Source organism: Curtobacterium sp. RM9, from assembly GCF_054956955.1.
On the sequence record NZ_CM143271.1, the window covers coordinates 2841618 to 2867676 of the forward strand.

Annotated in this window: 25 protein-coding genes; 16 read left to right on the top strand and 9 right to left on the bottom strand. The window is 72.4% G+C overall.

The features are described 5' to 3' along the window. Positions 1–281: 281 nt before the first annotated feature. The 3 genes from ACY3FI_RS13460 to ACY3FI_RS13470 form a co-directional block, all read right to left on the bottom strand. Positions 282–1205 carry a hypothetical protein gene (locus tag ACY3FI_RS13460; protein ID WP_462548067.1) on the bottom strand — a complete coding sequence of 308 codons (924 nt, stop codon included), beginning with the start codon at positions 1203–1205 and terminating at the stop codon, positions 282–284. Beyond that, entirely contained in the window at positions 1202–1756 is a 555-nt protein-coding gene (locus ACY3FI_RS13465) for an RNA polymerase sigma factor (protein WP_462548069.1), read from the bottom strand. The genes ACY3FI_RS13460 and ACY3FI_RS13465 overlap by 4 nt, the downstream gene beginning before the upstream one ends. Before the next feature lie 64 nt (positions 1757–1820). Beyond that, positions 1821–2039: a hypothetical protein gene (locus ACY3FI_RS13470; protein WP_462548070.1), complete on the bottom strand. Its 219-nt coding sequence runs from the start codon at positions 2037–2039 to the stop codon at positions 1821–1823. Positions 2040–2128: 89 nt separating this feature from the next. Between ACY3FI_RS13470 and ACY3FI_RS13475 the strand changes: the two genes are divergently transcribed. Beyond that, a complete protein-coding gene (locus tag ACY3FI_RS13475; RefSeq protein WP_462548071.1) occupies positions 2129–2674 on the top strand; it encodes an RNA polymerase sigma factor in 546 nt (181 codons plus the stop codon). A 76-nt stretch (positions 2675–2750) separates the two neighbouring features. Continuing rightward, positions 2751–3476 carry a hypothetical protein gene (locus ACY3FI_RS13480; RefSeq protein WP_462548072.1) on the top strand — a complete coding sequence of 242 codons (726 nt, stop codon included), beginning with the start codon at positions 2751–2753 and terminating at the stop codon, positions 3474–3476. Positions 3477–3485: 9 nt separating this feature from the next. Here the strand turns inward: ACY3FI_RS13480 and ACY3FI_RS13485 are convergent, their stop codons facing one another. Continuing rightward, positions 3486–4037: a hypothetical protein gene (locus tag ACY3FI_RS13485; RefSeq protein ID WP_462548073.1), complete on the bottom strand. Its 552-nt coding sequence runs from the start codon at positions 4035–4037 to the stop codon at positions 3486–3488. Between ACY3FI_RS13485 and ACY3FI_RS13490 the strand changes: the two genes are divergently transcribed. Further along, the gene (locus tag ACY3FI_RS13490; protein ID WP_462548074.1) at positions 4036–4335 is read left to right on the top strand and encodes a hypothetical protein; all 300 of its coding nucleotides are present in this window, start codon (positions 4036–4038) and stop codon (positions 4333–4335) included. The two genes, ACY3FI_RS13485 and ACY3FI_RS13490, sit on opposite strands and share 2 nt — an antisense overlap. Further along, positions 4332–4646: an SdpI family protein gene (locus ACY3FI_RS13495; protein ID WP_462548075.1), complete on the top strand. Its 315-nt coding sequence runs from the start codon at positions 4332–4334 to the stop codon at positions 4644–4646. The genes ACY3FI_RS13490 and ACY3FI_RS13495 overlap by 4 nt, the downstream gene beginning before the upstream one ends. A gap of 141 nt (positions 4647–4787) precedes the next feature. Here ACY3FI_RS13495 and ACY3FI_RS13500 read toward each other — a convergent pair whose 3' ends face one another. Next, a complete protein-coding gene (locus ACY3FI_RS13500; protein ID WP_462548076.1) occupies positions 4788–6017 on the bottom strand; it encodes an endo-1,4-beta-xylanase in 1230 nt (409 codons plus the stop codon). A 171-nt stretch (positions 6018–6188) separates the two neighbouring features. On the opposite strand from ACY3FI_RS13500, the gene ACY3FI_RS13505 reads away from it, so the two are divergent. Beyond that, the gene (locus tag ACY3FI_RS13505) at positions 6189–8252 is read left to right on the top strand and encodes a glycosyltransferase family 39 protein (protein WP_462548077.1); all 2064 of its coding nucleotides are present in this window, start codon (positions 6189–6191) and stop codon (positions 8250–8252) included. 24 nt (positions 8253–8276) lie between these two features. After that, entirely contained in the window at positions 8277–8660 is a 384-nt protein-coding gene (locus ACY3FI_RS13510) for a VOC family protein (protein ID WP_462548078.1), read from the top strand. Between the two features lie 57 nt (positions 8661–8717). On the opposite strand, the gene ACY3FI_RS13515 is transcribed toward ACY3FI_RS13510, so the two are convergent. Further along, a complete protein-coding gene (locus tag ACY3FI_RS13515) occupies positions 8718–9107 on the bottom strand; it encodes a hypothetical protein (protein WP_462548079.1) in 390 nt (129 codons plus the stop codon). Between the two features lie 151 nt (positions 9108–9258). On the opposite strand from ACY3FI_RS13515, the gene ACY3FI_RS13520 reads away from it, so the two are divergent. Continuing rightward, positions 9259–10713: an MFS transporter gene (locus ACY3FI_RS13520; protein WP_462548080.1), complete on the top strand. Its 1455-nt coding sequence runs from the start codon at positions 9259–9261 to the stop codon at positions 10711–10713. Beyond that, positions 10706–11692: an alpha/beta hydrolase gene (locus tag ACY3FI_RS13525; protein ID WP_462548081.1), complete on the top strand. Its 987-nt coding sequence runs from the start codon at positions 10706–10708 to the stop codon at positions 11690–11692. Before ACY3FI_RS13520 ends, ACY3FI_RS13525 begins: the two co-directional genes overlap by 8 nt. A gap of 206 nt (positions 11693–11898) precedes the next feature. On the opposite strand, the gene ACY3FI_RS13530 is transcribed toward ACY3FI_RS13525, so the two are convergent. Then, a complete protein-coding gene (locus tag ACY3FI_RS13530) occupies positions 11899–13527 on the bottom strand; it encodes an MFS transporter (protein WP_462548082.1) in 1629 nt (542 codons plus the stop codon). A gap of 139 nt (positions 13528–13666) precedes the next feature. On the opposite strand from ACY3FI_RS13530, the gene ACY3FI_RS13535 reads away from it, so the two are divergent. From ACY3FI_RS13535 to ACY3FI_RS13560, 6 genes are all read left to right on the top strand, one after another. Next, complete coding sequence (locus ACY3FI_RS13535; protein WP_462548083.1) at positions 13667–15259, top strand: phospholipase D family protein; 1593 nt, start codon at positions 13667–13669, stop codon at positions 15257–15259. Positions 15260–15556: 297 nt separating this feature from the next. Beyond that, on the top strand, positions 15557–16378 hold the full coding sequence (locus tag ACY3FI_RS13540) for an ornithine carbamoyltransferase (protein WP_462548084.1): 822 nt from the start codon (positions 15557–15559) through the stop codon (positions 16376–16378). A gap of 1 nt (position 16379) precedes the next feature. Next, a complete protein-coding gene (locus ACY3FI_RS13545; RefSeq protein WP_462548085.1) occupies positions 16380–17162 on the top strand; it encodes a hypothetical protein in 783 nt (260 codons plus the stop codon). Positions 17163–17171: 9 nt separating this feature from the next. Further along, positions 17172–17765, top strand: a complete 594-nt coding sequence (locus ACY3FI_RS13550; RefSeq protein WP_462548086.1) for a TetR/AcrR family transcriptional regulator — start codon at positions 17172–17174, stop codon at positions 17763–17765. Continuing rightward, a complete protein-coding gene (locus tag ACY3FI_RS13555; RefSeq protein ID WP_462548087.1) occupies positions 17762–18220 on the top strand; it encodes an anthrone oxygenase family protein in 459 nt (152 codons plus the stop codon). The genes ACY3FI_RS13550 and ACY3FI_RS13555 overlap by 4 nt, the downstream gene beginning before the upstream one ends. Positions 18221–18244: 24 nt before the next feature. Then, the gene (locus tag ACY3FI_RS13560; protein ID WP_462548088.1) at positions 18245–18391 is read left to right on the top strand and encodes a hypothetical protein; all 147 of its coding nucleotides are present in this window, start codon (positions 18245–18247) and stop codon (positions 18389–18391) included. Between the two features lie 259 nt (positions 18392–18650). On the opposite strand, the gene ACY3FI_RS13565 is transcribed toward ACY3FI_RS13560, so the two are convergent. Then, positions 18651–21803, bottom strand: a complete 3153-nt coding sequence (locus tag ACY3FI_RS13565) for a CLIPPER-2 domain-containing protein (RefSeq protein ID WP_462548089.1) — start codon at positions 21801–21803, stop codon at positions 18651–18653. Between the two features lie 333 nt (positions 21804–22136). On the opposite strand from ACY3FI_RS13565, the gene ACY3FI_RS13570 reads away from it, so the two are divergent. Then, entirely contained in the window at positions 22137–23693 is a 1557-nt protein-coding gene (locus ACY3FI_RS13570; protein WP_462548090.1) for a helix-turn-helix transcriptional regulator, read from the top strand. A 299-nt stretch (positions 23694–23992) separates the two neighbouring features. Here ACY3FI_RS13570 and ACY3FI_RS13575 read toward each other — a convergent pair whose 3' ends face one another. Continuing rightward, positions 23993–24934 carry a LysR family transcriptional regulator gene (locus ACY3FI_RS13575; RefSeq protein WP_462548091.1) on the bottom strand — a complete coding sequence of 314 codons (942 nt, stop codon included), beginning with the start codon at positions 24932–24934 and terminating at the stop codon, positions 23993–23995. Between the two features lie 119 nt (positions 24935–25053). Here ACY3FI_RS13575 and ACY3FI_RS13580 point away from each other — a divergent pair, with 119 nt between their 5' ends. Then, the gene (locus tag ACY3FI_RS13580) at positions 25054–26058 is read left to right on the top strand and encodes a putative oxygenase MesX (RefSeq protein ID WP_462548092.1); all 1005 of its coding nucleotides are present in this window, start codon (positions 25054–25056) and stop codon (positions 26056–26058) included. The last annotated feature ends 1 nt before the right edge of the window (position 26059 follow it).

Below are 26059 nucleotides of genomic sequence, written 5' to 3' on the forward strand. Positions count from 1 at the left end.
GGCGACCGACGAGACGCTGGCGGCCGTGCGGGCCGCCGCGTTCGCGGGGTTCGTGGGGATCGCGCGACGCAGGGCGCGCGGGGATGGGGTGTTGATGTCGTGCTCCTCGGGGGGCTCGGGTGGGGCTCGAGTCGGTGCTCGGAGAGGTGACGACACGTCCGGATTGGTGACGCGTCCCGGACATCATGCCTCATCTGTGCCCCGTTCGGGGGGTCTTCGCGGAGAACGGCATCTGAACGAGCGCGGAGACCGGGCCACCACGGGCCGGTCTCCGCCTCGGATCATCCGGCGGCGGGCGGCACGACCGGGTCGACCGGCGGGTCCTCCGGCTGCGGGTGCTCGGACTGCCAGATGCTGTCGACGTCGCTGAACTCGCGAGGGTAGCACTGGGTGTCGAACACCTCGCTGCCCTCGGAGGGCGTCGCGTAGAGGTACCACGGGCCGGTGCTGCCCGGTCGTGCGGACGGCACCCACAGCCCGTCGGCGTACCAGGTCAGCGGCACGTTCCCCATCGGCTGCTTCGCCTGCGCCTGGCACGCGAGGAGCCGGTTGAACGCCGTCGTGTACTCGACGAGGGTGATCGTGCCGTCGGCCGTCTCGGCGTCCTGCTGCGGCGAGGGCTCGGCGACGGACGCACCGCGGGCGTAGGTCGCCCACACCACGTAGTGCGCCCCGCCGGAACCGGTCACGGTGATGGTCGTCGCGTCGTGCCCGTCGGCCTCGATGCCCTGCAGGACCCAGTGGATCCCGCCGCCGGACGCCGCGTCGGTGTCCTCCGGCCCGCATGCGTCCAGGCCCTCGACGGCGGTGTCCCCGATGTGCACCGTCACCGACCCGGCGGTCGTGCACGCCCACGCGACCGAGACCCGGTCGGCGCCCGCAGGACGCGCGCCGAGTCGCAGCTCGCTCTCGTCGTGCCCGGCCGTTGCGCCGGGCGTACCGAGCACGACGCCGTAGTTCGCGTCCTCGACCATCGACCGCGAGTACGTGGACAGTTCGCCCTGCAGCACGGCATCCGGGTCCGAATCCGGCAGCGCCGCCGCCGTCAGTCCACCGGTCAGTCCGCCACCGACGAGGAAGGCCGCGACCACCGCAGCGACCGTGCCACGGCTGGGGCGGCGGCGCCGGACCACCGGAGCGGCGTCGACCTCGGCGACGAGCGCGTCGCGCATCGCGGTGAGTCGGGGAGAGAGGTCGTCGTTCACAGGGCACCTCCGAGGGGTGTCGTCGTCGCGGTGTAGCGCTGGTGGAGCCGGGTCTTCGCCCGGTGCAGTCGGGACTTCACGGTGCCGGGGGCGACGCCGAGCGCCGTCGCGGCCTCGCGCTCGCTGAGCCCCTCGATCACGCAGAGGGTGAGCACCCGCTGGTCGGCGACCCCGAGCGACCGGAGGGCCGAGACGGCGTCGCCGTCGGTGAAGCCGTCGGCCGGGTCGGGCGCGTGCCCGTCGACCGGGAACCGACCGAGGAAGAGCCGGTGCCGCCGGGTGGAACGCGAGGCGTTGTGCGCGGTGTTCGTCGCGGTGACGAGCAGCCACGGCAGCAGCGAGTCGTCGACGAAGCGGACGCGCTCGCGCTTCCGCCACGCCTCGAGGAAGGTGAGGCCGACGACGTCGTCGGCATCGTCCGGAGTCGGGACGAGTCCCGCCGCGTGCCGGCGGAGCCTCGGGGCGTGCCGGTCGAACACCCGGCCGAAGGCCCGCCCGTCCCCCGCGAGGACGAGGGCCCACTCGGCCCGGTCCCCCGTGATCTGGTTCATGCCTGTGATGTCCGCAGGCGGGCGATCGGTTCCCGCCCCGGCCGCTGTCGGCGTGTCGCGGCGGTCAGCGGCGGGAGCGCACCAGCCCGAGGCGCCCGTCCCGCAGCCCGACGGTGGTCATGATCGCGCCCGCGACCAGCCAGAACAGCGCCATCAGCGCGCGGAACCAGCTCGGGTCCGCCAGGGCCATGGCGAGCCAGACGACACCGAGCGCCACCCACACGATCCCCAACCACACCATCGGCCGTCCCCCGGTCCGCCGGGAGGCCCCCTCGTCGCTCATGCCGAGAGCCTACGGCGCGACACGCCCGAGGCGCATCCCTCTGTGAGGATGGGCGGTCGTCGCACACTGCTGCAAGTGAGGGGGTGGACATGCACCGGACACCGGAACCACCGGACGCGGCACTCGTCCGAGCAGCCGCGGACGGGGACCGTCGCGCGGTCACGACGTTGTTCGACCGGCATGCCGAGACGATGGCGCGCTACACCTGGGCACTCGTCGACGGACGCCGCATGGACGTCGAGGAGATCGTGCAGGACGCGTTCGTCACGCTGTGGCAGAAGGCGGACACCGTCGCGGTGCCGACCGAGTCGCTGCTGCCCTGGCTGCTCGTCGTCTGTCGGAACCACGCGGCGAACCTCCGGCGAGCGCGCCGCCGGCACGAGAGCGTCGAACTCCCGGAGGAGCTCGCCACGCCGGAGCGCGACGACGAGGCGCGGGACCGGCTGCGGTCGGTGCGAGCGGAGATCGACGCGCTCGCTCCCCTCGACCGCCAGGTGTGCGAACTCTGCCTCGTCGAAGGCCGGTCGTACGCCGAGGCAGCCGAGTTGCTCGGGTTGAGCGTCGGCGCCGTCACACAGCGGGTGTGGCGGTCTCGAGCACGCATCAGGAAGGCGGTGACGAACGGTGAACGCTGATCGATCGACGGGGCAGGGGCCCTCGTCCGGACCGCAGCCGCCCGCGGGCGACGACATGCGGCAGATGCTGAGCGGGATGCGCGCGAACGTGGAGTCGCGCCTGCACGACCGCCCACGTCCGGTCTCCGTCGGGCGTCGGGTCGGCATCGGGGTGGCGATCGTCGCCCTGCTCGGCCTCGGCACCGCGAGTGGCGCACTGGCCCTCGGCATGATCCCGCACCCCTTCGCCGCCGCTCCGGTGGCGTCGCCGACGGCCGCGCCTCCGGCGCCGACGACCTCGCCGTCGCCGTCGTCCGCGCGCATCACGCCGAAGCCGACACCGACGCCTGCCGCGACCGCGGCGACGACGGCGTCGATCCCGACCTCCTGCGCGGCGGCGGTGTCGGCGGGCGACGGTGCCCGGATCTTCGGCGACCTCGTGCGGACGCAGCACCGACCGGGCAACGACGAGTACTGGATCGACCCGGAGCAGCCGTTCAAGGAGGACGCCTCGCTCGTCTGCCGGTGGTCGGAGAGCGGGAGCACCGAGGACCCGGACAACCTGTTCCTCGAGGAGGGCACGGCCGACCCGGCGGCGCTCGCCGCACGACTCGACGTGCTCGCTGCCCGGGGCCAGTCGTGCAGCGACCGGCTCGGCGGCCGCGTCTGCCAGCTGACCGAACCGGGGAGGTACTACGACGAGGAGCTCTCGACCACGTTCACGTTCTTCGTCCGGGGCGACACCTACGTCGCGATCACCCAGACGAACATCCCCACCGAGGGCCTCCTCGCGGCGATCGTGCAGCAGACCTGGGGCGACTGAGGGTCCGACTCAGGACACGATCGACCCCTCGGGGTCGGTCGTGCCCTGCGTCTGCTCACGGCGACGCAGCTCGTCCCGCATGCCCTCGACCTTCCGCAGGCTCCGCGGCGTCGTCGCCAGGGTGAGCACGCCGAAGGCGACGAAGAGTGCCGCCATGGCCCACCACACCGGTTGGTCGGGCAGGGCGAGCCAGACGCTCAGCACGGTCATCAGCCCGAAGAAGGCCGGGCCGAACCAGCGGTTCAGCCGGAGTTGCCGGTGCTGCCGCTCGACGACCGCGGACCACGTCGGCAGGTCGGCGTCCGGCGGGACGACACCGGTCCGGTACGCCCGACGCATCCGTTCGAGCCCCTCCGGGCCACCAGCGCGGCGCCGAGCGCGCGCGATCAGGACGGCGAAGGCGGCTGCCATGCCGAGCGCGTAGGACACCGAGGCGACGAGCTGTCCGACCAGCGGCTGCTCCGGGTCGATCACCAGGCGCAGGGCGAAGAACAGCCCCCCGAACACGACGAACAGCACGGGAACGAGGGCCCAGATCGGGAGGGTGCGGAGGACGCGCATGACGAGAGCCTCCCAGATCGGGTGGGTCGGCTTCCAGGATGTCTCCGGCGTCGATATGCTGTACATCAGTGACAGGGAGGGGGTGCTGATGCACGGGTGGTCCGTGCGGAAGCGGGTGGTCCTACCGGTCTCGGCAACGCTCGTCGTCCTCGGGGTCTGGGGCTGGACAGCACTCTCGACCTCCGACTTCGCTTGGCTCGGGCACGTGATCCAGATCGCGTGCATGGTCGTGGCCTCGACGTGGAGCGGCACCGCCCTCCGGCCCGCGGGGAACGCCGATCGGAAGGATGCATCGTGATCACGATCCTGATCGTGGGCGCCGTCGTCGCCCTCGTCGTGACGGTCCTGCCGGCCCAGGGTCGGATGGGGCGGAACGCTCTCGCCGGCATCCGCACCCGCTCGACCATGCGCGACGACGAGTCCTGGCGCCGCGGGCACCAGGCCGCCCTGCTCCCCACCGCGATCGGGGCCGGCGTCACGATCGCCTGGTCGATCGTCGCGCTCGCGGTCGGACACGGCAACGACAGCGTGTGGATCCTGCTCGGCGCGGGGATCCTCGTCGCGGGGACGATCTGGGGCGTGTGGGCGGCGGAGCGCGCGCTCCGCTGATGCTCGGGCCGGACCGCCCGACGGGAGGCACGGTGCCGGCCCGCACCGCCACCCGCGCCCGCCGACGGGGCCGGCCCGCACCGCCGCCCGCGTGCGCCGACGGGGCCGGGCCGCACCGCGCCTCCAGACGGTGCAGGACGGCTAGGCGCCGATCCGCACCTCCGCCGGCACCGTCCCGACGGCGAACGCCGTCGACGCTCCGCGCACCGAGGCGACGTAGCCACCCCGGAACCCGCGCACCCGCACCTGCCCGCGCTCGTCGGTGGTGAACGTCGTCGGGGCCAGCCACCACTCCTCCTTGACGAGCCGGCGGAGCGCCTCGTACGACGGCTTCGGGCTTCCGTCGGCACGGACGAGCCCGATCGGCGCTCCGAGCCAGGCCCCCGCGTCGGTGATGCCCCAGTAGGTGATCGCCTCCACCGCCGGGTGCCCGACGAGACTGCGGTAGTGCCGCTCGACCTCGTCGGCCTGACGCGCCTCACCCTCGGGGGTCGAGGGCCACGAGGGAACCTGGAAGTCGTTGAGGTCGACGATGTCGGCGGGCATCAGGTCACCCGACACGAGCGAGGTCTCGGTGAGGTGGAGCGGCAGCCCGTAGCGGGCGAACCGGTCGACCATCGCGAGCATGGTCTCCTCACCCCAGTACCCCTGGTGCATGTGGGTCTGCAGGCCGATCGCGTCGATCTGCACGCCGGCCTCGAGCACGCCCTCGATCAGGCACTCGTACGCGCTCGACAGGTCGAAGTCGTTGAGCAGCAGGGTCGCACGGGGGTTGGTGGCCCGCGCTTCCTCGAACGCCATCCGGATCGTCGGGATGCGCCCCTTCGCCCGGGCGAGCGGCGTGATCGCGTTGTCGCCGTTGTCGAACACCGGCATGATGACGACCTCGTTGATGGCGTCCCACGTGTCGACGAGCCCGGCGAAGTCGCCGACCTCGCGCTGGATGCGCTCGCGCTGCAGCCGCTCCACCTCGTCGAGCGGCAGGTCGAGCAGCCAGTCGGGCTGCACGGTGTGCCAGACGAGCGGGTGCCCCTTCAGCGCCACGCCGCGGTCGCGGAACCAGCGCGCCGTGGTCTGCAGCCGTGCCGTGTCGGGTGCGCCCCGCTCCGGCTCGAAGCGTCCCCAGTAGAACGGCAGCGTCGCCGTGGTGAAGACGTCGCTGTAGAGGTCGGCGAGGTGCTCGGCAGCAGCCGCCTCGGCGCCCGACAGCTCGCCGTTCGCCAGCTCGATGAAGTCGAAGCCGATGTTGCCGAAGCCGAACGCGTGGCGGGTCTGTTCGACGGTGACCTCCACCCCGGCCTGCGGCTCCCCCGCGGCGTCCACGACGGTGATCGTCGTCTCGCCCTCGCGGTGCGTGGTGTCCTGCGTCATCGCATGCTCCTCGACGTCGTCGTCCGGATTTGTTGTGCGCCCGAACATAGCATTGCGCCGGCGGTGCGGAGCGGTTCAGCCGGAGACCGCGGCCCGCGCTCCTGAGCGGATCCGCTGCTGCTCCGACCTGTTCCCCGGCTGCTTCTTCGACGGAGCGACGAGTCTCCCGCCATGACCGACCACGACGGCCCGCTCCTGCGCTGGCGTACCCAGTCACGCGGACAGCGTGCGACCCTCGCCCTGGTGGTGCTCCTCGGTGCGGTGCTCACGAGCTGGAACCTCGCACGCGGCGGCGACTCGGACTTCTACGCCGCTGCTGCCCGCTCGATGTCCGAGTCGTGGCCGGCCTTCCTCAGCGGCTCGTTCGACCCCGGCGCCACCGTGACGCTCGACAAGCTCGCCGGGTTCGCGGTCCCCCAGGCGATCAGCGTCCACCTGTTCGGCATGTCCACCGCGGCGCTCGCGCTCCCCCAGGTGCTCGAGGGCGCGGTGACGACCCTCGCGGTCGCCGTCGTCGGGCTCCGCTGGGCGGGCCCGCGGGTCGGCCTGGTCGCAGCCGCCCTCGCCGCCGGCACCCCGATCTTCGTGTCGATGTTCGGCCACCCGATGGAGGACGGGCTCCTCACGATGTCCCTCGCCGTCGCCCTGGTCTGGTGGCAGCGCTCCGCGATCACCGGCGCGTGGTGGCCGCTCCTGCTCGCGGGTCTCGCCGTCGGGATCGGGTTCCAGGCGAAGATGCTCCAGGCCTGGTTGATCCTCCCCGCCCTCGTCGTGGGCACGGTCGTCGCCGCATCGGCAGAGCGGACCGGGCACCGCGGTCGTCGCGCGCTCCTCCACACGTCGGCCCTGCTCGGTTCCGCGCTCGTCGCGAGCCTCGCGTGGTCCGTCGTCGTCGACCTCCTGCCCGCGAGCGGCCACCCGTACGTGGACGGATCGACCGACGACGACGTCTTCGCGATGGTCTTCGGCTACAACGGCGTCGACCGCTTCCTGCCGGGCGCCTGGCCCGGCGCGGTCGGCGCCCTCGGCCGAGCGGTCGTGCACACCGGGACCCACGCCGCGCAGGCGTGGCGGAGCGTGTCCGGCGGACGCGGCACGCACGACTTCGCGCAGCTCTTCACCCCGCGGTACGCCTCGCAGGTCGGCTGGTCCTGGCCTGCTGCACTCGTCGGCATCGGGACCGGTGCGGTCCGCTGGTGGCGGGGTCGTGGCCGCTCCGGACTGGAGGCGCGGATCGCCGCCGCCACACTCCTCGCCGTCGTCGTGTGGCTGGCCACCGCGGTCGTGGTGCTGTCGGTCCTGCGGCTCCCGCACACCGCCTACGTCGCCGCCGTCGGCGTCCAGCTCGCGGTCCTCGCGGGGATCGGGTGGTCGGGCGCTACCGGCCTCGTCGACGCCGCGGATCACCGGCTCCGGCTCGTCCCCGTCGGGCTCCTCGTCGCGCAGGGCGTCTGGTGGGCCTGGCTCGCTCGCGCGTCCTCGGAACCGGTATTCCTCGGCACCGTCGCCGTCGGCGCCACGCTCGCCGCCCTGATCGCGCTCGTCGTGCGGTGGGGCGGCGCTGGCTCGCCGCGCGGTGCCGGCCCGGACGCCTCGGTCCGTGCCCGCCGGACCGCCGCGGCGCTGCTCGTCACCGCGGTCGTCGCCGGCCCGGCGTGCTTCTCGGTGCAGGTGCTCGACGCAGCTCGGGACGGCAGCGGCGGCGACGCCTCGGTCGGCCTCGGCACCGGGGCCTTCGCGGTCGACGGGCGCTCCCCGGCCCGGATGTTCGCTCTCGCTCGGTCCGGCGCCGGACCGGCCGCCGTCCCGTCGAGCACGTTCCACCTCTCCTCACCGGACTTCTGGGGCGGCCACACCCGGCTCCCGGCCGCCGAGGCGCAGCTCGTCGCCGATGCCGAACGCGCCGGCGGGGGTCGCGACGGCGCACCGCTCTTCCTCAGCGACTCGTGGCGGGTCTCCGCGGCGGTGATCGACGCCACCGGCCGCGAGGCCCTCACCGACGGCGGGTTCTCCGGGCAGGTGCCGGTCTTCACGACCGCACGGATCGAGGCGATGGTGCGCGCCGGGCAGGAGCGGTTGTTCGTCGTCGCCGCGAACGCTCCCGCCTCGGACCCGGTCCGGCGGGCGACGACGGCGCTCGACTGCTCGGTCGTGCAGTCGTGGGGCGCGCCCTCCACAAGGTCGTCCTGGGCCTTCGGCGGGAACCAGGCGTTCTCGCTCGAGCGCTGCGACTGACCCGTCGCCTGCGACGATGGAGCCGTGACCGACGCCCTCGAACCCGCCCTCGTGCCGGAGCTGCTCGTCGCGGACCTCGACCGGAGCACGGCCTTCTGGTGCGACCTCTGCGGCTTCGTCGTCCGCTACGACCGACCCGAGGAGCGATTCGCCTACCTGACGCTCGGCTCCGCGCACCTGATGCTCGAACAGGCCGGTGTCGGCCGGAACTGGGTGACCGGGCCGCTCGAGCACCCGCTCGGCCGGGGCGTGAACTTCCAGGTGTCCGTGCCGGATGCCGGTGCGCTCGCTGCCACGATGAACCGCGCCGGCGTGGAGCTCTTCATGCCGCTCGAGACGAAGTGGTACGGGGTCGTTGCCGAGCAGGCGGGTGTCGCGCAGTTCCTCGTGCAGGACCCGGACGGGTAGCTCGTGCGGTTCCAGTCCTCGATCGGACGCCGTCCCACCTCCCGAGACTGAGCGACCTCAGCCCGCCGGGTCGTCCTCGGCTCGCCCGACCCAGGACCGGTCGAACCCCCGAGCGTCGTACCGCGCGAGGAAGCGACTCGTGCCCGCGAGGAACGCCGGGAGCTCGGCCAAGGGCAGCCACGTGCCGTCGACCGGGACCGGCGCGAAGACCCCATCGTGGCCACCGCGCGTCAGCTCGTCGACCGGAGCACCTGACGGCTGGAAGGACTTCGACACGTGCACGTCACGGCCGCCGAGGGCACGGACCCGCTGCAACGCGTCGGCCTTGTCCACGGCGACGAGCACCACGGTCACGAGGAACGGGTCGTACACGGTGACCTCGACCGCCCGCCGGCCGTCCGGGAGCGCACACGAGTACTGCGAGAACGGCTTCCCCCGGCGTGACACGGCTCGATGGTAGCGACCAGGAGCACGCCGCACGGCGTGCGCCGGGCGTGCTACTGTCCGGGCAGAGGGAAAAATCCCGTCCTGCTCGCAGGGCGGAAGCGCGCACGCGGTCTCATGGGAGTCGCCACTTCTTCATCGAAGGAGTGCGCCCGTGTCCGCCTCACCCTCCCGTCTCCGGGACGCCTGGCTCGCCCTCGCCGGCCTGTCCGCGGTCTTCCTGTTCGAGATGCTCGACAACTCGGTCCTGAACGTCGCGCTGCCGACGATCGGTCGGGACCTCGCCGCGTCCACCGCCGCCCTGCAGTGGGTCTCGGGCGCCTACTCGGTCGCGTTCGGCGGCCTCATGCTGCTGTTCGGCGCGGTCGCCGACCGGTACGGACGCCGCCTGACGATGCTCGTCGGGCTCGCGCTCCTCGCGGTCGCGAGCGTCCTGACCGTCGGGGTGACCTCGGTCGGCGAGCTCATCGCCGTCCGGGCGCTGATGGGGGTCGCAGCGGCGATGACGACCCCGGGCTCGATGGCTCTCGCCTTCCGGCTCTTCGACACCGACGACCTCCGGGTCCGCGCCCTCACCGTGGTCTCGACGGCCGGGCTCGTCGGGCTCGCGGTGGCACCGACCATCGGCGGGTTCGTCCTCACCGTCGCCCCGTGGCAGGTGCTCGTCCTCGCGAACGCGCCGATCGCCGCGGTCGCATCCGTCGGCATCGTCGCCGGGATCGCAGCGGACCGACCCGACGACCTGCACCCGCACCCCGTCGACGTCCTCGGCGCGGTGCTCGGCACGGTGGGCACCGTCGGGGTGCTCGTCACGCCCACGCTCTTCGTCACCGCGGTCCCCGTGGGCACCGCCTGGGCAGCGGTGGGCGCGACCGTCCTCGCGGCTGCGGGCTTCGTCCTGCGTGAGCGCACCGCTCGGCACCCGCTCGTGGACCTCGGACTCGTCGCCCGACCGCTCGTCGCCAGCGGGCTCGCGTACAAGGCCGCTGCCGGACTCGCCACCGCGGGACTGTCCTACCTCGTCACCCTGCAGCTGCAGTCGGCGTGGGGGTGGCCGCCCGCCCTCGCCGCCGTCGGCGCCCTGCCGCAGGTCGTGGTGCTGCTCGCCGGCGGGCGCTTCGTCGGTCCGTTCGTCCGCCGGGTCGGCCTCGACCGCGCAGCGTGGACCAGCGCGGCCTCGGTCGTCGGTGGGATGATCGTGTTCGCCGCCCTCGGCCGGTACGGCTACCCGTTCGTCGCGGTCGCCCTCGTGCTGGTCGCGGCGGGCATGCGCGTCACCGGTGCGGTCGCCGGTGCCAACGTCCTCAAGGGGCTGCCCGAGGACCGCGTCTCGGTCGGCGCCGCCCTCGTCGACACCGCGAGCGAACTCGCCACCGCGCTCGGCATCGCGGCGTCCGGCACGATCCTCGCCGCCCTCGTCGCGGGGAGCGTCGCCGCCGGTGCGCGGACCGCGGCCGAGGTCGTGTCGCTCTCGTCCGGCCTCGCCGTCGCGGGGGCCGTCGTCGCCGCGGTCGCCGCCGCACTCGTCACGCTGGGAGCCCTCCGCGCGCGACCACGCACCACCACCACCACGTCCGTCACCCCCGTCCAGGAGCCCGCCGATGTCTGAGTCCACCGTCCGCCCGCCGTTCGACCCCGAGCTCGCCGTGTTCCTCACCGCGCTCGAAGCCCGTGGCCCCTTCACGCTCCGCACCGAGATGCTCCCGTGCATGCGCGCGCTCGAGGTCACCGAGGACGAGCTCGACGCCCGGCTCCGCGCACGCGGCTACGAGCGGCGCAGTGTCACCGTCCCCGGGCACCTCGGTGACCCGATCTCACTCGCCGTCGTCCAGCGCATCGGCCGCTCGGGACCGACGACCGGCGTCTACACGATCCACGGCGGCGGCATGATGTTCGGTCACCACCTCGGGAACCTCGACTCGTACGACGACTGGCTGCTCGACCACGACGTCGTCCTGGTCAGCGTCGACTACCGACTCGCCCCGGAGCACCCCGACCCGTACCCGGTGGAGGACTGCTACGCCGGCCTCGTCTGGGTCGCCGAGCACGCCGACGAACTCGGCATCGACCCGGAGCGGATCGTGCTCGCCGGACAGAGCGCCGGCGGCGGGCTCGCTGCCGGCACCGCGCTCCTCGCCCAGGACCGTCGTGGTCCGGCGATCCTCGCGCAGGTCCTCGTGTCCCCGATGCTCGACGACCGCGACGACACCGTGTCGACCAGGCAGATCGACGGCGTGGGCGTCGCCGACCGGCAGATGACCCGGTTCGGGTGGGACGCGTACCTCGGCGAGCGCCGCGGCACCGCGGACGTCTCGCCGTACGCCGCGCCTGCCCGGGCCAACGATCTGAGCGGCCTGCCGAGGACCTACGTCGACTGCGGCAGCGCCGAGGTGTTCCGGGACGAGACCGTCGCGTTCGCGAGCGCACTCTGGGCGGCGGGCGTCGACGCCGAACTCCACGTGTGGCCAGGGGCGTTCCACGGGTTCACGAGCATGGTGCCCGACGCCACGATCTCGCGGACGGCGGTCGCCGCCCTGGCCGACTGGACGACGCGCTTGCTCGGCGAGCCGGAGCCGGTCCGGCGGTGACGCCGGCGCGGTGAGCGGCGGGGTGGAGGTGCCCGCCCGCCCGTCGCTCGCGACGGGGCGGACCGGGCACCGCGCCTCCAGGCCGCCCGTCAACCCGTCGTTCGCGACGGGGCGGGACGGGCACCCCGCCTCCAGGCCGCCCGCCCGCTCGTCGTGGGAGACGAGGCGGGCGGGCACCGCGCCTCCAGGCAGGTGCCCACCGACCGTCAGACGGAGGCTTCGGTCCCCCGCACCTTGCCCACCACGACGTCGACGATGCCGGCGACCAGTGCCGCCGCGACGAACGCGAGCGACACACCCAGCGCGAGGGGCAGCCCCTCCGAGTAGTCGCCCTTCGAGCTGGCGAGCGACGAGTAGAAGACGCTGCCGACCGCCGCGATGCCGATCGCGGACCCGACCCGCGCGCCGACCTGGATGAGACCGCCCGCGGAGCCGCCCTGCTCGACCGGCACCTCGGAGAGCGTGAGGGTCTGGTTCGGCGAGATCGTCAGCCCGGAGCCGATGCCGGCGACGAGCAGCGGCAGCACCAACCACCAGCCGAGGTCCGACTCGTAGTGGTTCGCGACCACCCAGATGACGCCGCCCAGGCCGAGCAGCACCAGGACCGTGCCGACCACGATGAGCTGGCGACCGAACTTGTGCACGATCCGGCCACCGATCGTCGATGCGATGCCGGAGCCGACCGCGAACGACACCGACGACAGGCCTGCCAGGAGTGCCGAGTACTTCAGTCCGGACTGCAGGGCGAGCGTCAGGACGAAGAACAGCGGGGTGAAGCCCGCGAAGTACACCGTCGCCAGACCGACGCCGAGCGAGAACGACCGACGACGGAACAGCCGGAGGTCGATCACCGGCTCCTTCGTGCGCTGGTAGCGGCGCTCCCACAGCACGAACAGGACCGCGAACACCACCGCGGCGACGATGAGCCACCACTTCGCGTTGCTCTTCCACTGCTCCGACTGCACGAACGGCAGGAGCAGCGCGACCACCGCGGCGCCGAGCAGCGTGATCCCGACCGGGTCGAAGTCGTGGCGCTTGCTGCGGTCGGCCTTGGCCGTCGTCGGCAGGTAGCGGAAGGCCAGGAGGATCGTGACGAGTCCCACGGGCAGGTTCACGAAGAAGACGAAGCGCCAGCCGTTCTCGGTGCCGAACGCCGCGATGAGCAGACCGCCCACGAGCGGGCCGATCGCGGTCGCGATGCCGACCGTCGCGCCGAACAGCCCGAACGCCGTGCCCCGCTCCTTGCCGCGGAAGAGCTGCTGGATCAGTGCCGTCACCTGCGGGGTGAGGAGACCACCCGCCAGGCCCTGCACGAGGCGGGCGATCACCAGGACGATGCCGTTCGGGGCGAACCCGCAGAGCGCACTCGCCAGGGTGAACAGCGCGACGCCGACGACGAACATGCGACGGCGGCCGATGGCATCGCCGAGACGACCACCGGGGACGAGGAGCAGGCCGAAGGCGAGGGCGTAGCCGGAGAGGATCCACTGCACGGCCTCGGGTGAGGCGCCGGGGAGACCGCTCGAGATCGACTGCAGGGCGACGTTGACGATCGAGACGTCGAGCAGGACGATGCCGCCGCCGAGCAGGCAGATGACGAGGGCCTTCCAGCGGTTCGGGTCTGGCTGGTCGCCGCCACCGGAGTCGCGGCCGCCGCCACGGGCGTCGCGGTCGGTGCCCTCGCCCTGGCCGGCGCGGTCGCGCGGAGCGGCGTCGTGGTCTCGGTCGTGCTGCGTGCTCGGGGCTGCCTCGGTGGTGGCGGCGTGGTGCGCGCCGTGGTGTGCGACGGCGGGAGCCGCGTCGGGCTCGGCAGGCTTGCGGTGTTCGGCTGTCATGGCCCACCTCACGGTAGGCGCGGGCCGGTCGGTGTCGTGCAGGTGGGCGCGCTTCCTGTCCCCCGGCAGGTGAGGGGCCGTTCAGACCGGATCGCATCGTCGCCGAACCGGCCGCGCCGTCGCGCCGTAGTCTGCGACCGTGCCCACCGACCCGCGTCACTGGTTCCTGGCCCGCGACGAACGCGGCAACACCGCCACCACCGTGCACGCCGGTGCCGGTGCCGACGGCGACGACGACACCCCTGCCTGGTCGGCGGGCAACACCGTCCGCCCCCTCGTCCACGGCGCCCCGTACTTCGCCCGCCTGCACGAGGAGCTGTCGGCGCTCGGCCCCGGCGACCGCGTCTGGTTCACCGACTGGCGGGGCGACGCCGACGAGCGCCTCCTCCCCGACGGCCCGACGATCGGCGACCTCCTCGCCGACCGTGCCCGTGCCGGCGTCGAGGTGCGTGGGCTCATCTGGCGCTCACACGGCGAGCGCGTCTCGGCGTCCCTGAGCGCTCGGTCGAACGAGCTGCTCGGCCGGAAGATCAACGACGCCGGCGGTGAGGTCCTGCTCGACCAACGGGTCCGGGTGTTCGGTTCGCACCACCAGAAGTTCTTCGTGATCCAGCACCACGACGACCCCTCGCGTGACGTCGCGTACGTCGGCGGGATCGACCTCTGCCACAGTCGCCGCGACGACGCCGGACACGAGGGCGACCCGCAGCACGTCGCGATCGACCCCCGCTACGGCGAGCGCCCGGCCTGGCACGACGCGTCGATGGAGCTGCGCGGGCCGGTCGTCGCCGACGTCCTCGCGGTGTTCGCCGAACGGTGGGACGACCCGCACCCGCTGGACCGGAGCCTGCCGTACCGGATGCTCCTGCAGCGCCTGACCCGGATGCCCCGGCACCCCGAGGCACTGCCCGAGCGCACCGCCCCGCCGCCGCCCGCCGGCGACCACGCCGTGCAGCTCCTCCGCACTTACGGCGTGAAGCGCCCGCCGTTCCCGTTCGCCCCGCAGGGTGAGCGGAGCGTCGCGCGCGCCTACGCGAAGGCGTTCCGCAACGCCCGGTCCCTCATCTCCATCGAGGACCAGTACCTGTGGTCCCGCGAGGTCGCCTCCGGCATCGCGGACGCCCTCGAGCGCAACCCGGACCTGCACGTCATCGTGCTCGTCCCGCGGTACCCGAACTCCGACGGTCCACTCGGTGGCCCTCCGGCCCGGCTCGGGCAGATCGACGCGATCCGTGAGCTCCAGCGCACCGCGCCCGACCGGGTCGGTGTGTTCGACCTGGAACACGAGTCCGGCCGTCCGATCTACATCCACGCGAAGGTGTGCATCGTCGACGACACGTGGTTCACCATCGGGTCGGACAACTTCAACCGCCGCTCGTGGACGACCGACAGCGAGCTGACGTGCGCCGTGGTCGACGGTCGTGAGGGCGAGGGGTCGCTCGCGCGGGAACTCCGCCTCGAGCTGTGGGCGGAGCACCTCGCGACGACGCCGGACGACCCTCGGCTGCTCGGGTCAGGCGCGGAACTGCTCGCGCTGTGGAAGCAGCATGCGCGTGCGCTCGACCACTGGCACGAGGACGGCGAGCCCGGTCCGCGTCCGCCGGGTCGGATCCGGCAGCACGTGCCGGAGCCGGTGTCTGCGCTGCAGCGTCTGTGGGCGGCACCCGCGGCGCGGCTCGCGGTCGATCCGGACGGCAGGCCGCGTCGCCTCCGCGGGACCACCCGGTTCTGAACCGGGACGCGGACGAGCCGGCGCCCGATCGGTCAGCGGCGCCGTGCTCGCGCCAGGACCGCCACCACGACCAGCCCGAAGGCCACCGCTCCACCCCAGATGATCGCCGTCATGTCTCCCCCTCGTGCCACACTCGGCTCGCGGCGCCATCGCCGGAGCACGGCCAGTCTGCCATGCGGCTCACGGTCTGAGACGGGCGGCGGAGCGGACGGGAGGCGCGGGGCGGGCCCGCCCCGCGCCTCCCGAGCGCATCGAGCCGGTCCAGTGCGCGGGCCGCACCGCCCCTACGGTGTTGAGATGCGATCCCTCACGCGACTCCACGGCTGGACGGCCGACGACGTGCAGGCGGTCTTCGCGCTCGCCGACGCGTACCGCGAGGGCCGCGGCCCCGTGACCACGGGCGCGGCGGTGCTGTTCTTCCCGCCGACCAGCCTGCGTACCCGGGTGACGTTCGAGCGCGGCGCATCGCTGATGGGCCTGCAGCCGATCGTGTTCCCGGAGACGACGCTCGACAAGCCCGAGGCGCTGTCCGACGTCGCCGGCTACCTCGGGCTGTGGGCGGACCTGCTCGTCGTGCGACACCGGGAGCTCGGCGTGGTCGAAGCGTTGGCCGCGGCGAGCGCCGTCCCCGTCGTCAACGCGATGACCGACGAGAACCACCCGTGCGAGGTCCTCTCCGACCTGTACGCGCTCCGGCAGCGGGGCGACCTCGGGTCGCTGCGGTTCCTCTTCGTCGGCGCCGACGGCAACATCGCGCGGGCGTGGCAGGAGGCCGCCCGGGTGCTCGGGCTCGACCTCGCGCAGTGCTGCCCGGCCGGGCTCGAGACGTCAGGGGCGACGTGGACGGACGACCTCGTGGAGGCGATCCGATCGGCTGACGTGGTCCTCACCGACGGGCCTGGACAGCACGCGTCGGCGCTCGAGCCCTTCCGGATCACGGCGGCGTTGCTCGACACCGCTCCCCCCGGAGTGCAGTTCGCGCCGTGCCCGCCGTTCGTGCGCGAGCGCGAGGCGACTGCCGACGCGATCGAGCACCCGGCGTTCATGGGGTACGGGTTCAAGGCGGCGCTGTTGCCGGTGCAGCAGGGCGTGATGGCGCACTGCCTCGGGCTGGGCTGACGTGCCGACCGTCAGCGAGCTCGTCCGTCAGGCGGAGGAGACCGCGGACCCGGCGATCCTCCGCGAGCGCAGCGCGCACCGGTCGAAGACCGTCCGGTCCGCCGTCGCCGACAACCCCGCGGCCGACGACGGCACGATCGCCGCCCTGCTCGACGACCCGTCGTCCATCGTGCGCCTGGCCGCCGCCGGGAACCTCGCGGAGCGACCGGACCTGCACGAGCGCGCCGCGCGGTCGTCGGACGAATGGGTCCGGGCGATCACCGCGCACACGTACGCAGGTCAGGACGACCGGTCGCTGGCACTCGACGTGCAACGCATCCTCGCCGATGACTCGTTCGCCGAGACGAGGGGGCGCATCGCCGAGACGACGAACGACCTCGACCTGTTCGAGCACCTGATGCGGGACGGCTCTCCGAGGGTGCGCGGACGGTGCGCGTCGAACCCCCGCATCACCCACGGACAGATGGAGCGGCTCGTCTCGGACCGACGTCTCGAGGTGCGGGCAGCAGCGGCGGCGAACGGCCTGCGCTACCCCGACGACGAGCAGCTCCTCCGGCTCGCGCGCGACCGATCCTCCGAGGTCCGCTGGGCGGTGCTCTTCAACGGCGAAGGTGCGATCACATTCGCGCGGGCGGAGCGGGAACGCGTCGACCGCGTGCTGAGCTTCACAAGGAAGCGGACGACGCCGGGCGGCCCGCCTGACGGACTGGAGGCGCGGTGCCAGCCCGCCCCGCGCCTCCAGTCCGTCAGTCCTGTCCTTGCCTCCCTACCTACCGGTCGGTAGGTTTGCGGTATGATCCCTTCCCGCACGGGTTCGCGCCGGCCGGACACCCGACAGCGCGCCCGGCAGGTCGCGCTCGACCTGTTCACCCGACAGGGCTACGAGGCGACCTCGCTCCGACAGATCGCCGACGAGCTCGGCATCAACAAGGCCTCGCTGTACCACCACTTCGCCAGCAAGGAGGCGATCCTGCAGTCGCTCTTCGACGACCGCGGCACTGAGGCGTCGGACCTCCTCGACTGGCTCCGCGCACAGCCGTCGAGCCCGGCACTGGCCGAGGAGACCGTGCTCAGATGGGTGGACTCCTTCACCGGTGAGAAGCTCGCCGCGATCCGCTTCATGCTCGCCAACCCGATCGTCGTCCGACAGGTCGCCGACACGAGCGGGGACCGCATCGGCGCACCGCTCAACGCGATCGCCGACGAGCTCGTCACCCGCGTGCCGGATGCGTCCGGGCAGGACGTCGTGCTCGTCCGGATGGCCCTCCTCAGCATCAACGCCGCGGTGCAGGCCGCCGCGCAGACGGACGTCCCGGATGCCGAGGTCATCGCAGCAGCCCGACGAGCGGCACGGTCGCTCGTCAGTGCGATCGGCGGTGCCCGGTGAGCGTCCTCCTCGTGGTCCAGCTCGTCCTCGTCGGGCTGCTCGCGGGTGAGGAGTTCGTCGTCCGCTGGGGCGTCCAGCCCGCGATGGCGCGCCTGCCCGACGACGCCCACGTGCGGACGCGGATCGCGCTCGTCAAGTCGCTCAAGGTCGTCGTCCCGGTCCTGATGCTGCCGGCGGTGCTGGCATCGATCGCGCTGCTCGTCGTGCTCGGGACCGGCGACGGCTTCGCCTGGCGAGTGGCAGCGGTGGCCGCACTCGTGGTGTTCGTGCTGGCGTCGTTCCTCGGGACCGTGCCGATCAACATCGGTGTGAACGACTGGGACCCGGTCGATCCACCGGCGGATTGGAAGCGGGTCGTGGCGCGATGGGAGCGGATCGACGTGCTGCGATCCAGCGCGGCGGTGGTGGCGTTCGTGTTGTTCGTGGTCGCGACCGTGCAGCTCGTGGCGCCCTAGCGCCGGCGACCGCGGGACAGGATCGTGAGGAGTCGGTTCCCGAACAGCGCCGCAGCGCGCGCCATGGTGGCGTTCTCCGTGGCGAGCCGAGACCGGCTGCGGGCCGTCCGCAGTGGCCTCGACGAGCTCGAGCGCGCCGGGCACCTGTCGTACGAGACCAGTTGGCGCTGAGGGGTGCATCGCGGCGCGCGCCGGAGCTGCAGTGCGGTGCTCGTGGCGGGGACGGCCGCACCGCGGGTGACCTGACCGTCACCCGGACGGGCACCTTCCTCCGCCCGCTGCCACCGGCGGGATGACGGACGGGAGGCGCGGTGCCACCTGGCACCGCGCCTCCCGTCCGTCGATCGGTCGCCCTCACCGCACGACCGGCCTCCGCAGGCCCGGACCGGTCCGCCGCATGGTGCGACGGGCCGGTCCGACCCCAGACTCGCTACGCGTCGTCCAGCGACTCACCGTCCCGACGGCGCCGACGCACGATCAGCAGTCCCGCGCCGAGGACGAGGAGCAGAACCGCGACCACGATGCCGGGCGCGACGAGCGCCGTGCCCGTGAAGGCCAGCTGCCCGGGCCCCGGTGCGCCGGCAACGGGGGCTGCCGGCGGGTCGGCGCGGACCGTCGAGGTCGACGGGTCCGAGGTCAACGACCCACCACCGGGGACGTCACCGGTCACCGTGGCGGTGTTGGTGAGCTTCCCGGACCCGGCGGCGAGGTCGGCCGCGACCACCCGGTAGGTGGCGGTGCAGGTGACCGAGTCACCCGGATCGAGGGTGGTGTCGTCGGACGGGCAGGTGATCGCCGAGAGCGCGCCGTGGCCGGAGAAGTCGCCCTCCCGGACCGTGGGGTCGGTGACGGTCACGTTGCCGGTGTTGGTCACGAGGAACGAGTACGTCACCTCCTGGCCCACCGTCGTGATCGTCGTCACGTCGGCGGTCTTGAGGACGGACAGCGCCGGCTTCGGGTCGGTCACGACGACGACCGTCGACGGCGGCGTCGGGGGCAGGTCCGTCCCCGGCGGCGTGTCACCGGTGGCGGTCGCGGTGTTCGACAGCTTCCCGGAGTCCACGTCCGCCTGCGTCACCGCGTAGGTGGTCGTGTACGTCACCGACTGCCCCGGGCGGAGCGTCACCGTGTCCGGGTAGGTGATCGGCGCGAGCTGACCGGTCCCGGAGAAGGTGCCCTCGTCGACACGGGGGTCCGTGACCGTCACGTTGCCGGTGTTGGTCACCAGGAACGAGTAGGTGATCGTCTGACCGACGGCAGCGGCCTCGGCGTCGGAGCTCTTGACGATCGCGAGCCCCGGCGTGCGGACGATCGGGACGGTCGACCGGGACGGGGTGGACACGACGGGGTCGCCCGTCGGCGGGGTGCCGCCAGCGGTCGCCGTGTTCGTCAGCGCGCTCGCACCGTCGACGTCGGCCTGCGTGACCGTGTACTCGGCGGTGCAGGTCTCGGACAGGCCGGCCGCGAGGGTGGTCTCCGGGCAGGTGATCTCGCCGAGGGCGCCGGTGCCGGAGAAGTCGGAGTCGGTCACCACGATGTTTCGCATGGTGACGTTGCCGGTGTTCGTGACCTCGAACGAGTAGGTGACCTTCTGGCCGGCCTTCGTGATCTGTCGCACGTCGGCCGTCTTGTCGACCGACAGGCCGGGCTGCGGCGGGACGGGGATGGTGATCTCCGACGGCGGGGTGGTCACCGGCGGGGTGCCGTCTCCGGGCGGGTTGCCGGTGGCGGTCGCGGAGTTCCGGACGGAACCGGCGTCGACGTCTGCCGCGGTCAACGTGTAGGTCGCGTTGCAGACCATGTTCCGGCCTGCGGCGAGGGACGTCGCCGGGCACTCGACTGAAGAGAGGTCACCCGTGCCGGTGAAGTCGCCCTCGTCGATCGTGATGTCGTCCATCGGCAGGTTGCCGGTGTTCGTGACGGAGAAGCGGTAGGTGATGACCTGGCCCGGGCGGAAGCTCTCCGGACCGGACGGGTCGGCCGACTTCACGACCTGCAGGCCGGGACGAGCGGTCACCGCCGGCGTGTTCGTCGACGACGGCAGGGACGTCACCGTGCCACCGGTCGGGGACGTGCCGGTCGCGGTGGCGGTGTTGTCGACCGATCCGGACGCGGCGTCGGCCGCCGTGATCGTGTACGGGGAGTCCGCGGCGCAGGTGGTCGAGTCGCCCGGGGCGAGCGTCGTCGCGTCGCAGGTGACCGCACCGGCCTTCGCATCGTTGACTGCGATCCCGCTCACCGCGACGTCACCGCTGTTGGTGACGGTGAAGGTGTACTGGATCGTGTCCCCGGCGTCGGTGATGGTGTCGCCGTTGGCGTCCACCGGCGTGCCGGCCCGCTTGACGACCGTCAGCGCCGGACGCTCGAAGGTGACCGACGTCTCGCCGGGCGCGTTCAGGCCGTTCGTCGTCACGTTGTCGGGACCGTTGGTGTAGGTCCCGGCGGTGTCCGAGGTGACGGGGACCGTGATGGTGCAGGACGTCTCACCCGCGGTGAGGTTCCCGTTCGTGATCGCGAGCGTCCGCGTCCCGGCCGGTGCCGCGGTGTCCGCGTCACACGTGCCGCCGACGGCGCCGCCGGTGGCGGTGAGGCCCGCGGGCAGCGCGTCGGTGAAGCCCCAGCCGGCCTTGGAACCGAGCTCGCTGGTGTTCGTCACCGTGAAGGTCAGCGTCGCCGTGCCACCGGTCGCCACGACGGCCGGGCTGAACGACTTGTCCAGCTGCGGCGTCACGTCGAGGATCCGGATGTTGTCGAAGGCGTGGTCGTTGCCGAAGGAGTCGCCGACGACGTTGACCATCCGGATGCCGACCGAGGAACCCGAGAACAGCACCGCGCCGTTGGAGGTGTAGGTCCCGACGTTCGCCGTGGTCTCGGGCTGGTTGCCGAGGGCGGGCGTGGTGACGGCTCGTCCTGTCGCGCAGGCGTCGACGGGCGTGCCGGCGTTCGTCGCGGTCCCACCCTGGTCGAGGAGCTGGAACTGCAGCACCGGGTGTCCGGCGTTCGCGACGGTGCAGTTCACGGCGGCGACGTCGACGCTGAACGCGAGGAAGCGGTTGCTCGCGGTGAACGGCACGTTGGTCGTCGTCTGGAACTCGGTGAGGTTCGCCCCGACGTTCGGCGCGTTCGAGGTGTACGCGCTGTTGGCGAAGTTGTTCACGGACGCTGCGGCGGACTGCCCCTGGTAGAGGCCGAGCGACTGGGAGAGCTGCTGGGCCTTGTTCCAGTTGCCCTGGCTCGGCGCCCCGGTGTCCTGTGATCGACAGATCTGCAGCCCGCGCGCATCGGTCGTGGACTGCGCGGCGGACGCGATCAGGCCGTTGCAGTAGTCCAACCAGCCGGGCGCTGCGGTGTACCGCTGCCCCGTCGCGCCGGTGTACTGGTCCAGCGACTGCACCGGCGACACCGTCGCGTTCTGGAAGTCCTCTGTGAACACCGTCGTGCCCGCGGAGGGCGTGCCCGGGGTCCCGGGTGCAGCCTGCGCGGGGGCGGCGGGCCCGGCGAGCAGCGCCGTCGCCGTGAGCGTGGAGACCATCAGGGCGAGCGCCCCGATGCCGGCGACGACCCGCAGGGGCCGTGCGCGCAACGGCAGCACCCCCTTCCGCGCGGTCGTGCGTGTGGAGCGGCGTTCCGCTCCTGGCCAGTGCAGCTTCACTCTGATCCCCTCAGTGTGTCCGACGACCGCGTCCTCGCGGCACGCTCCGGTTCGAGCGCTCTTCCGCCTCATCCAAACCTGAGAGCAACCTCCGAACCAGGGGAGACGAGTGCTTTCCACCCCGGGCGCATCCGTTTCCACCCCGGCCGAGGCACAGCGCACCCCCCGGACGAGGGGGACGGCGGCACGGTGGCAACTCCTCGACGGAAGGCATCGGCCCTGGCACGCTGGTGGTGCGATGGACACGACGACAGGTGATGATCAGTGAAGCCCGCCGACCTCCCCGCCGCGGTGACGAGGACCGCCCGGACGGACAGCGCGGCGGCCGCCGCTGCGTTGGTCGAGGAGCACTGGGACACGGTCGCCGCGACCGCCCCCGAGCATCTCCTCGCGGCCCTCAAGGCGCTCCCCGGTGAGGCCTTCATGCGCAATCCGGGTCTGATCGTCGCGGCGACGCACCTCGAGCACGTCGTCGCCGGGGGTGATGCCGGCCGGGTCCATCCCGCCCTGCAGCACCCGCCGGTCACGCCGCCCGGGCAGTCGGCCATGCAGGACCTCATCCAGCTCACCGCCGACTCCGCCGCCGCTCGGACGCGCGACGACCCCGGAGAAGCGGCCAGGATCGCGCAGGACGCCCTCGCGCGAGCCGCGGCGGCCCCGTTGAACGAGGTGCCCGACGTCGCGAAGTCGATGGCGCACCTACGGATGCAGTGGGCCCGGTCCCTCGACGCCGCCGCGTCACCCGCTGCGGCAGTCGAGTACGAACGCGTCTACACGCTCGCCCGCGCCACCGGGCAGCCCTACGTCGCCCGTCGTGCCGCCGCGTCGGCCGGGTGGCTGCACGGCGAACGCGGCCGGACCGACCTCGCCCGCACCTGGGTCCAGCGAGCTCTCGACGAGGGCGTGACCGACAGCCGCTACGACGCCGTCCTCCTCGTCACCCGGGCGCTGCTGCACACCGACCGCGACGAGCTCGACGAGGCCGCAGCGCTCCTCGACCAGGCGGAGGAACTCGGGTTCGGCGAGTACTGGGCGCCGGCGATGTGGGTGCGGTCGCTGCACGCCCACAACGTCGCGGACGCCGCGGTCACCGAGTCCCGTCTCGAGCTGCACCTGCAGGCACACCCCGTCCTCGACTCCGCTGGCGTCGACGGTCGACTCGCACGCGCCGCCCGCGTCCGGGTGCAGCTGCTGCGCGGACGGATCGCCGACGACCTCGACGAGTTCACGGACCTCTCCGCATCGGACCGGGTCATCACGGCGGCGGTCGCCCACGTCCAGCGTCGGCACCGCGTAGCGCTCGACCTCAGCGAACCGGTCACGCACGACGGGATCGAGCCGCGTCTGCAGGCGAACGCCCTGCTCGTCCACGCGGCCGCCGCCCGGGCACTCGGCTACCCCGACACCGCCGCTCACGCGTTCCTGCGGGCGGACGCGCTGATCCAGCACGCCGGGCTCCACACCAGCTACGAAGCGATCGCCCCGGGCGAACTCGAGCAGCTCGTCGCAGCCACGGGCAGCGCGGCCCGAACCGCGACGCGGATCAGCTCCGTGCGGCGGGACCTCCCCCAGCTGACGAAGCGGGAGAACGACATCCTCGCACTCCTCACCACGGAGCTCACCGCGGCGGAGATCGCGTCGACGCTGTTCATCAGCACCAACACGATGAAGAGCATGACCCGGCTGCTCTACCGGAAGCTGCAGGTCAGCTCGAGGGCACAGGCCGTGGACCACGCCCGTCGGGCCGGCTTCCCGAGCAACAGAGCCGGCCAGGAGCACCGGCACGATTCCACCCCGCGACGGACGAGCTCCACCCCGTGAAGACCTCCGGCTGAGCCGGTGGTCGCCGTACGGTGGCTGACGGGGCCCTGCTCCCCTCCCGACCGGCGCCCCTGGGAGCCGTTCCCTGGTCGCAACCGGGGTCGCCGGTCCCGGCAGGGGGCGGACCGGCCGCATGGGGGGCGGACGGGAGGCGCGGCGCGGGCTGGCACCGCGCCTCCCGTCCGGCAGCCGGTCTCGACGCGAGGCGCGGGGCGAGCTGGCACCGCGCCTCCCGTCCGGCAGCCGGTGGGCGGCCCACCCAGCCGGTCCTGGCAGCGCCCTTCCCGACGGGGCGTTGCCTACCCGAGCGGCTCGACGCCGTAACTGCTGACCACCGCCCGCAACTCCTCCAGGTACGTCTGCGCCTGCACCGTCAGCGGTACCGAGGCGTGCGCGATCCAGCCGATCTCGATCCGCTCCTCGACGTCGAGCGGGATGGCGACGATCTCGGGGTCGAGGTCGTCGCTGATCAGCCCGGTCGAGATCGTGTACCCGCCGAGACCGATCATCAGGTTGAAGATCGTCGCCCGGTCCGAGACCCGGATCTCCCGCTTGCTCGACATCGTCGACAGGATCTCCTCGGCCAGGTAGAAGGAGTTGTTCGCGCCCTGGTCGAACGTCAGCCGGGGCAGGTCCGCGAGGTCCTCGAGCGTCGCGCGCTCTCGTGCGGCGAGAGGGTTCCGCCGGGCGACGAAGATGTGCGGCTGCGCGACGAACAGCGGCGTGAACACGACCCCGGCGTCACGCATCAGCTTCCCGAGCACCTGCCGGTTGAAGTCGTTGCGGTAGAGGATGCCGACCTCGCTCCGCAGGGTGCGGACGTCCTCGATGATGTCCCACGTCCGCGTCTCACGGAGCGAGAACTCGTACTCGTCCGCCGCCGCGCCCTCGACCATCCGGACGAAGGCCTCGACGGCGAACGAGTAGTGCTGGGCGGACACCCCGAGCAATCGCCGCGACGCCTGACGACCGACGTAGCGCTGCTCGAGGAGGGAGACCTGCTCGATGACCTGTCGGGCGTACCCGAGGAACTCGACGCCGTCGACGGTGAGCACGACCCCGCGGGCGGAGCGGGTGAAGAGCGGGCGTCCGATCCGCGTCTCGAGGTCCTTCATCGCGGCGGACATCGTCGGCTGCGAGACGTAGAGCAGGTCAGCCGCCGCGCTGATCGAGCCCTCCGACGCTACCTCGATGAAGTACCGGAGCTGCTGGAGGGTGATGTCGTTCGAGACCCGAGCCATAGGGCGAGGCTATACCGGCGCATAGCGTCTCGGTATTACCTGATGGCCTGCGTTCCCCGTCATGATCGAAGGACACCTCCCCCAGTGCCCACGGGCGCTCGACGTACGGACTGCGGACCATGGCGAACGACCCCACCTTCAGCGTCACCAGGACGCGCTTCGATGAGGACTACTCCCCCTCGGACAGCTCCCGGCTGACCACGAACTTCGCGAACCTGGCCCGCGGCGAGCACCGCCAACAGAACCTCCGCAACGCGCTCGCCCTGATCAACGACCGCTGCAACGACCTCGCGACCGGAGCGGACGGCGCAACCGGAGCGGACGAGACGAACGGCGACCGCTACCGCGTCGAACTCGACATCGTCTCCGTCACACTGCACTTCGAGGACGCCGGAGCGGCCGAGTCGTTCCCCCTGATCGAGGTGCTCGACGTCACGATCCTCGACCAGCACACCGGCGAGCGCCACCAGGGCATCCTCGGCAACAACTTCTCGTCGTACCTCCGCGACTACGACTTCGCGGTGCTGCTGCCGTCCCTCGACACGAGCGCCGGCATCCCGGACGACTTCGGGCAGCTCCACGGACAGCTCTTCCAGCGCTTCCTCGAGTCCCCGGCGTTCCAGGACCACTTCGCCGCGGAGCCCGTCGTCTGCATCAGCGTCTCCACGAGCCAGACCTACCGCCAGACGGAGTACGTCCACCCGGTCCTCGGCGCCGAGTACACGCACGAGCACTCCTCGCTCACCGATGACTACTTCGGCCGGATGGGGATGCGGGTCCGCTACTTCATGCCCCCGGGGTCGAAGGCGCCGCTCGCGTTCTACACGCGCGGTGACCTGACGAGCGACTACTCGAACCTCCAGCTGATCGGCACGATCAGCACCATGGAGACGTTCCAGAAGATCTACCGTCCGGAGATCTACAACGCGGACACCGTCGCGCCGAGCACCTTCCGACCGAGCCTCGATCAGACCGACTGGGCGTCGACCGGCATCGCCTACGACCGCGAGGAGCGCAGCCGCCTCGGCGTCACGCAGGGCCGCTACACCGAGGAACACCTCGTGCAGCCGCACCGTGCACTCCTCGAACGCTGGACCGCCGACCGCACCGCCCTCACCCACTGAC

Coding starts and splice junctions, on each gene's coding strand:
- ACY3FI_RS13465 (WP_462548069.1), bottom strand. CDS start 1,756: ATGAACCAGATCACGGGGGACCGGGCCGAGTGGGCCCTCGTCCTCGCG.
- ACY3FI_RS13470 (WP_462548070.1), bottom strand. CDS start 2,039: ATGAGCGACGAGGGGGCCTCCCGGCGGACCGGGGGACGGCCGATGGTG.
- ACY3FI_RS13475 (WP_462548071.1), top strand. CDS start 2,129: ATGCACCGGACACCGGAACCACCGGACGCGGCACTCGTCCGAGCAGCC.
- ACY3FI_RS13480 (WP_462548072.1), top strand. CDS start 2,751: ATGCGCGCGAACGTGGAGTCGCGCCTGCACGACCGCCCACGTCCGGTC.
- ACY3FI_RS13490 (WP_462548074.1), top strand. CDS start 4,036: ATGACGAGAGCCTCCCAGATCGGGTGGGTCGGCTTCCAGGATGTCTCC.
- ACY3FI_RS13485 (WP_462548073.1), bottom strand. CDS start 4,037: ATGCGCGTCCTCCGCACCCTCCCGATCTGGGCCCTCGTTCCCGTGCTG.
- ACY3FI_RS13500 (WP_462548076.1), bottom strand. CDS start 6,017: ATGACGCAGGACACCACGCACCGCGAGGGCGAGACGACGATCACCGTC.
- ACY3FI_RS13505 (WP_462548077.1), top strand. CDS start 6,189: ATGACCGACCACGACGGCCCGCTCCTGCGCTGGCGTACCCAGTCACGC.
- ACY3FI_RS13525 (WP_462548081.1), top strand. CDS start 10,706: ATGTCTGAGTCCACCGTCCGCCCGCCGTTCGACCCCGAGCTCGCCGTG.
- ACY3FI_RS13530 (WP_462548082.1), bottom strand. CDS start 13,527: ATGACAGCCGAACACCGCAAGCCTGCCGAGCCCGACGCGGCTCCCGCC.
- ACY3FI_RS13540 (WP_462548084.1), top strand. CDS start 15,557: ATGCGATCCCTCACGCGACTCCACGGCTGGACGGCCGACGACGTGCAG.
- ACY3FI_RS13550 (WP_462548086.1), top strand. CDS start 17,172: ATGATCCCTTCCCGCACGGGTTCGCGCCGGCCGGACACCCGACAGCGC.
- ACY3FI_RS13575 (WP_462548091.1), bottom strand. CDS start 24,934: ATGGCTCGGGTCTCGAACGACATCACCCTCCAGCAGCTCCGGTACTTC.
- ACY3FI_RS13580 (WP_462548092.1), top strand. CDS start 25,054: ATGGCGAACGACCCCACCTTCAGCGTCACCAGGACGCGCTTCGATGAG.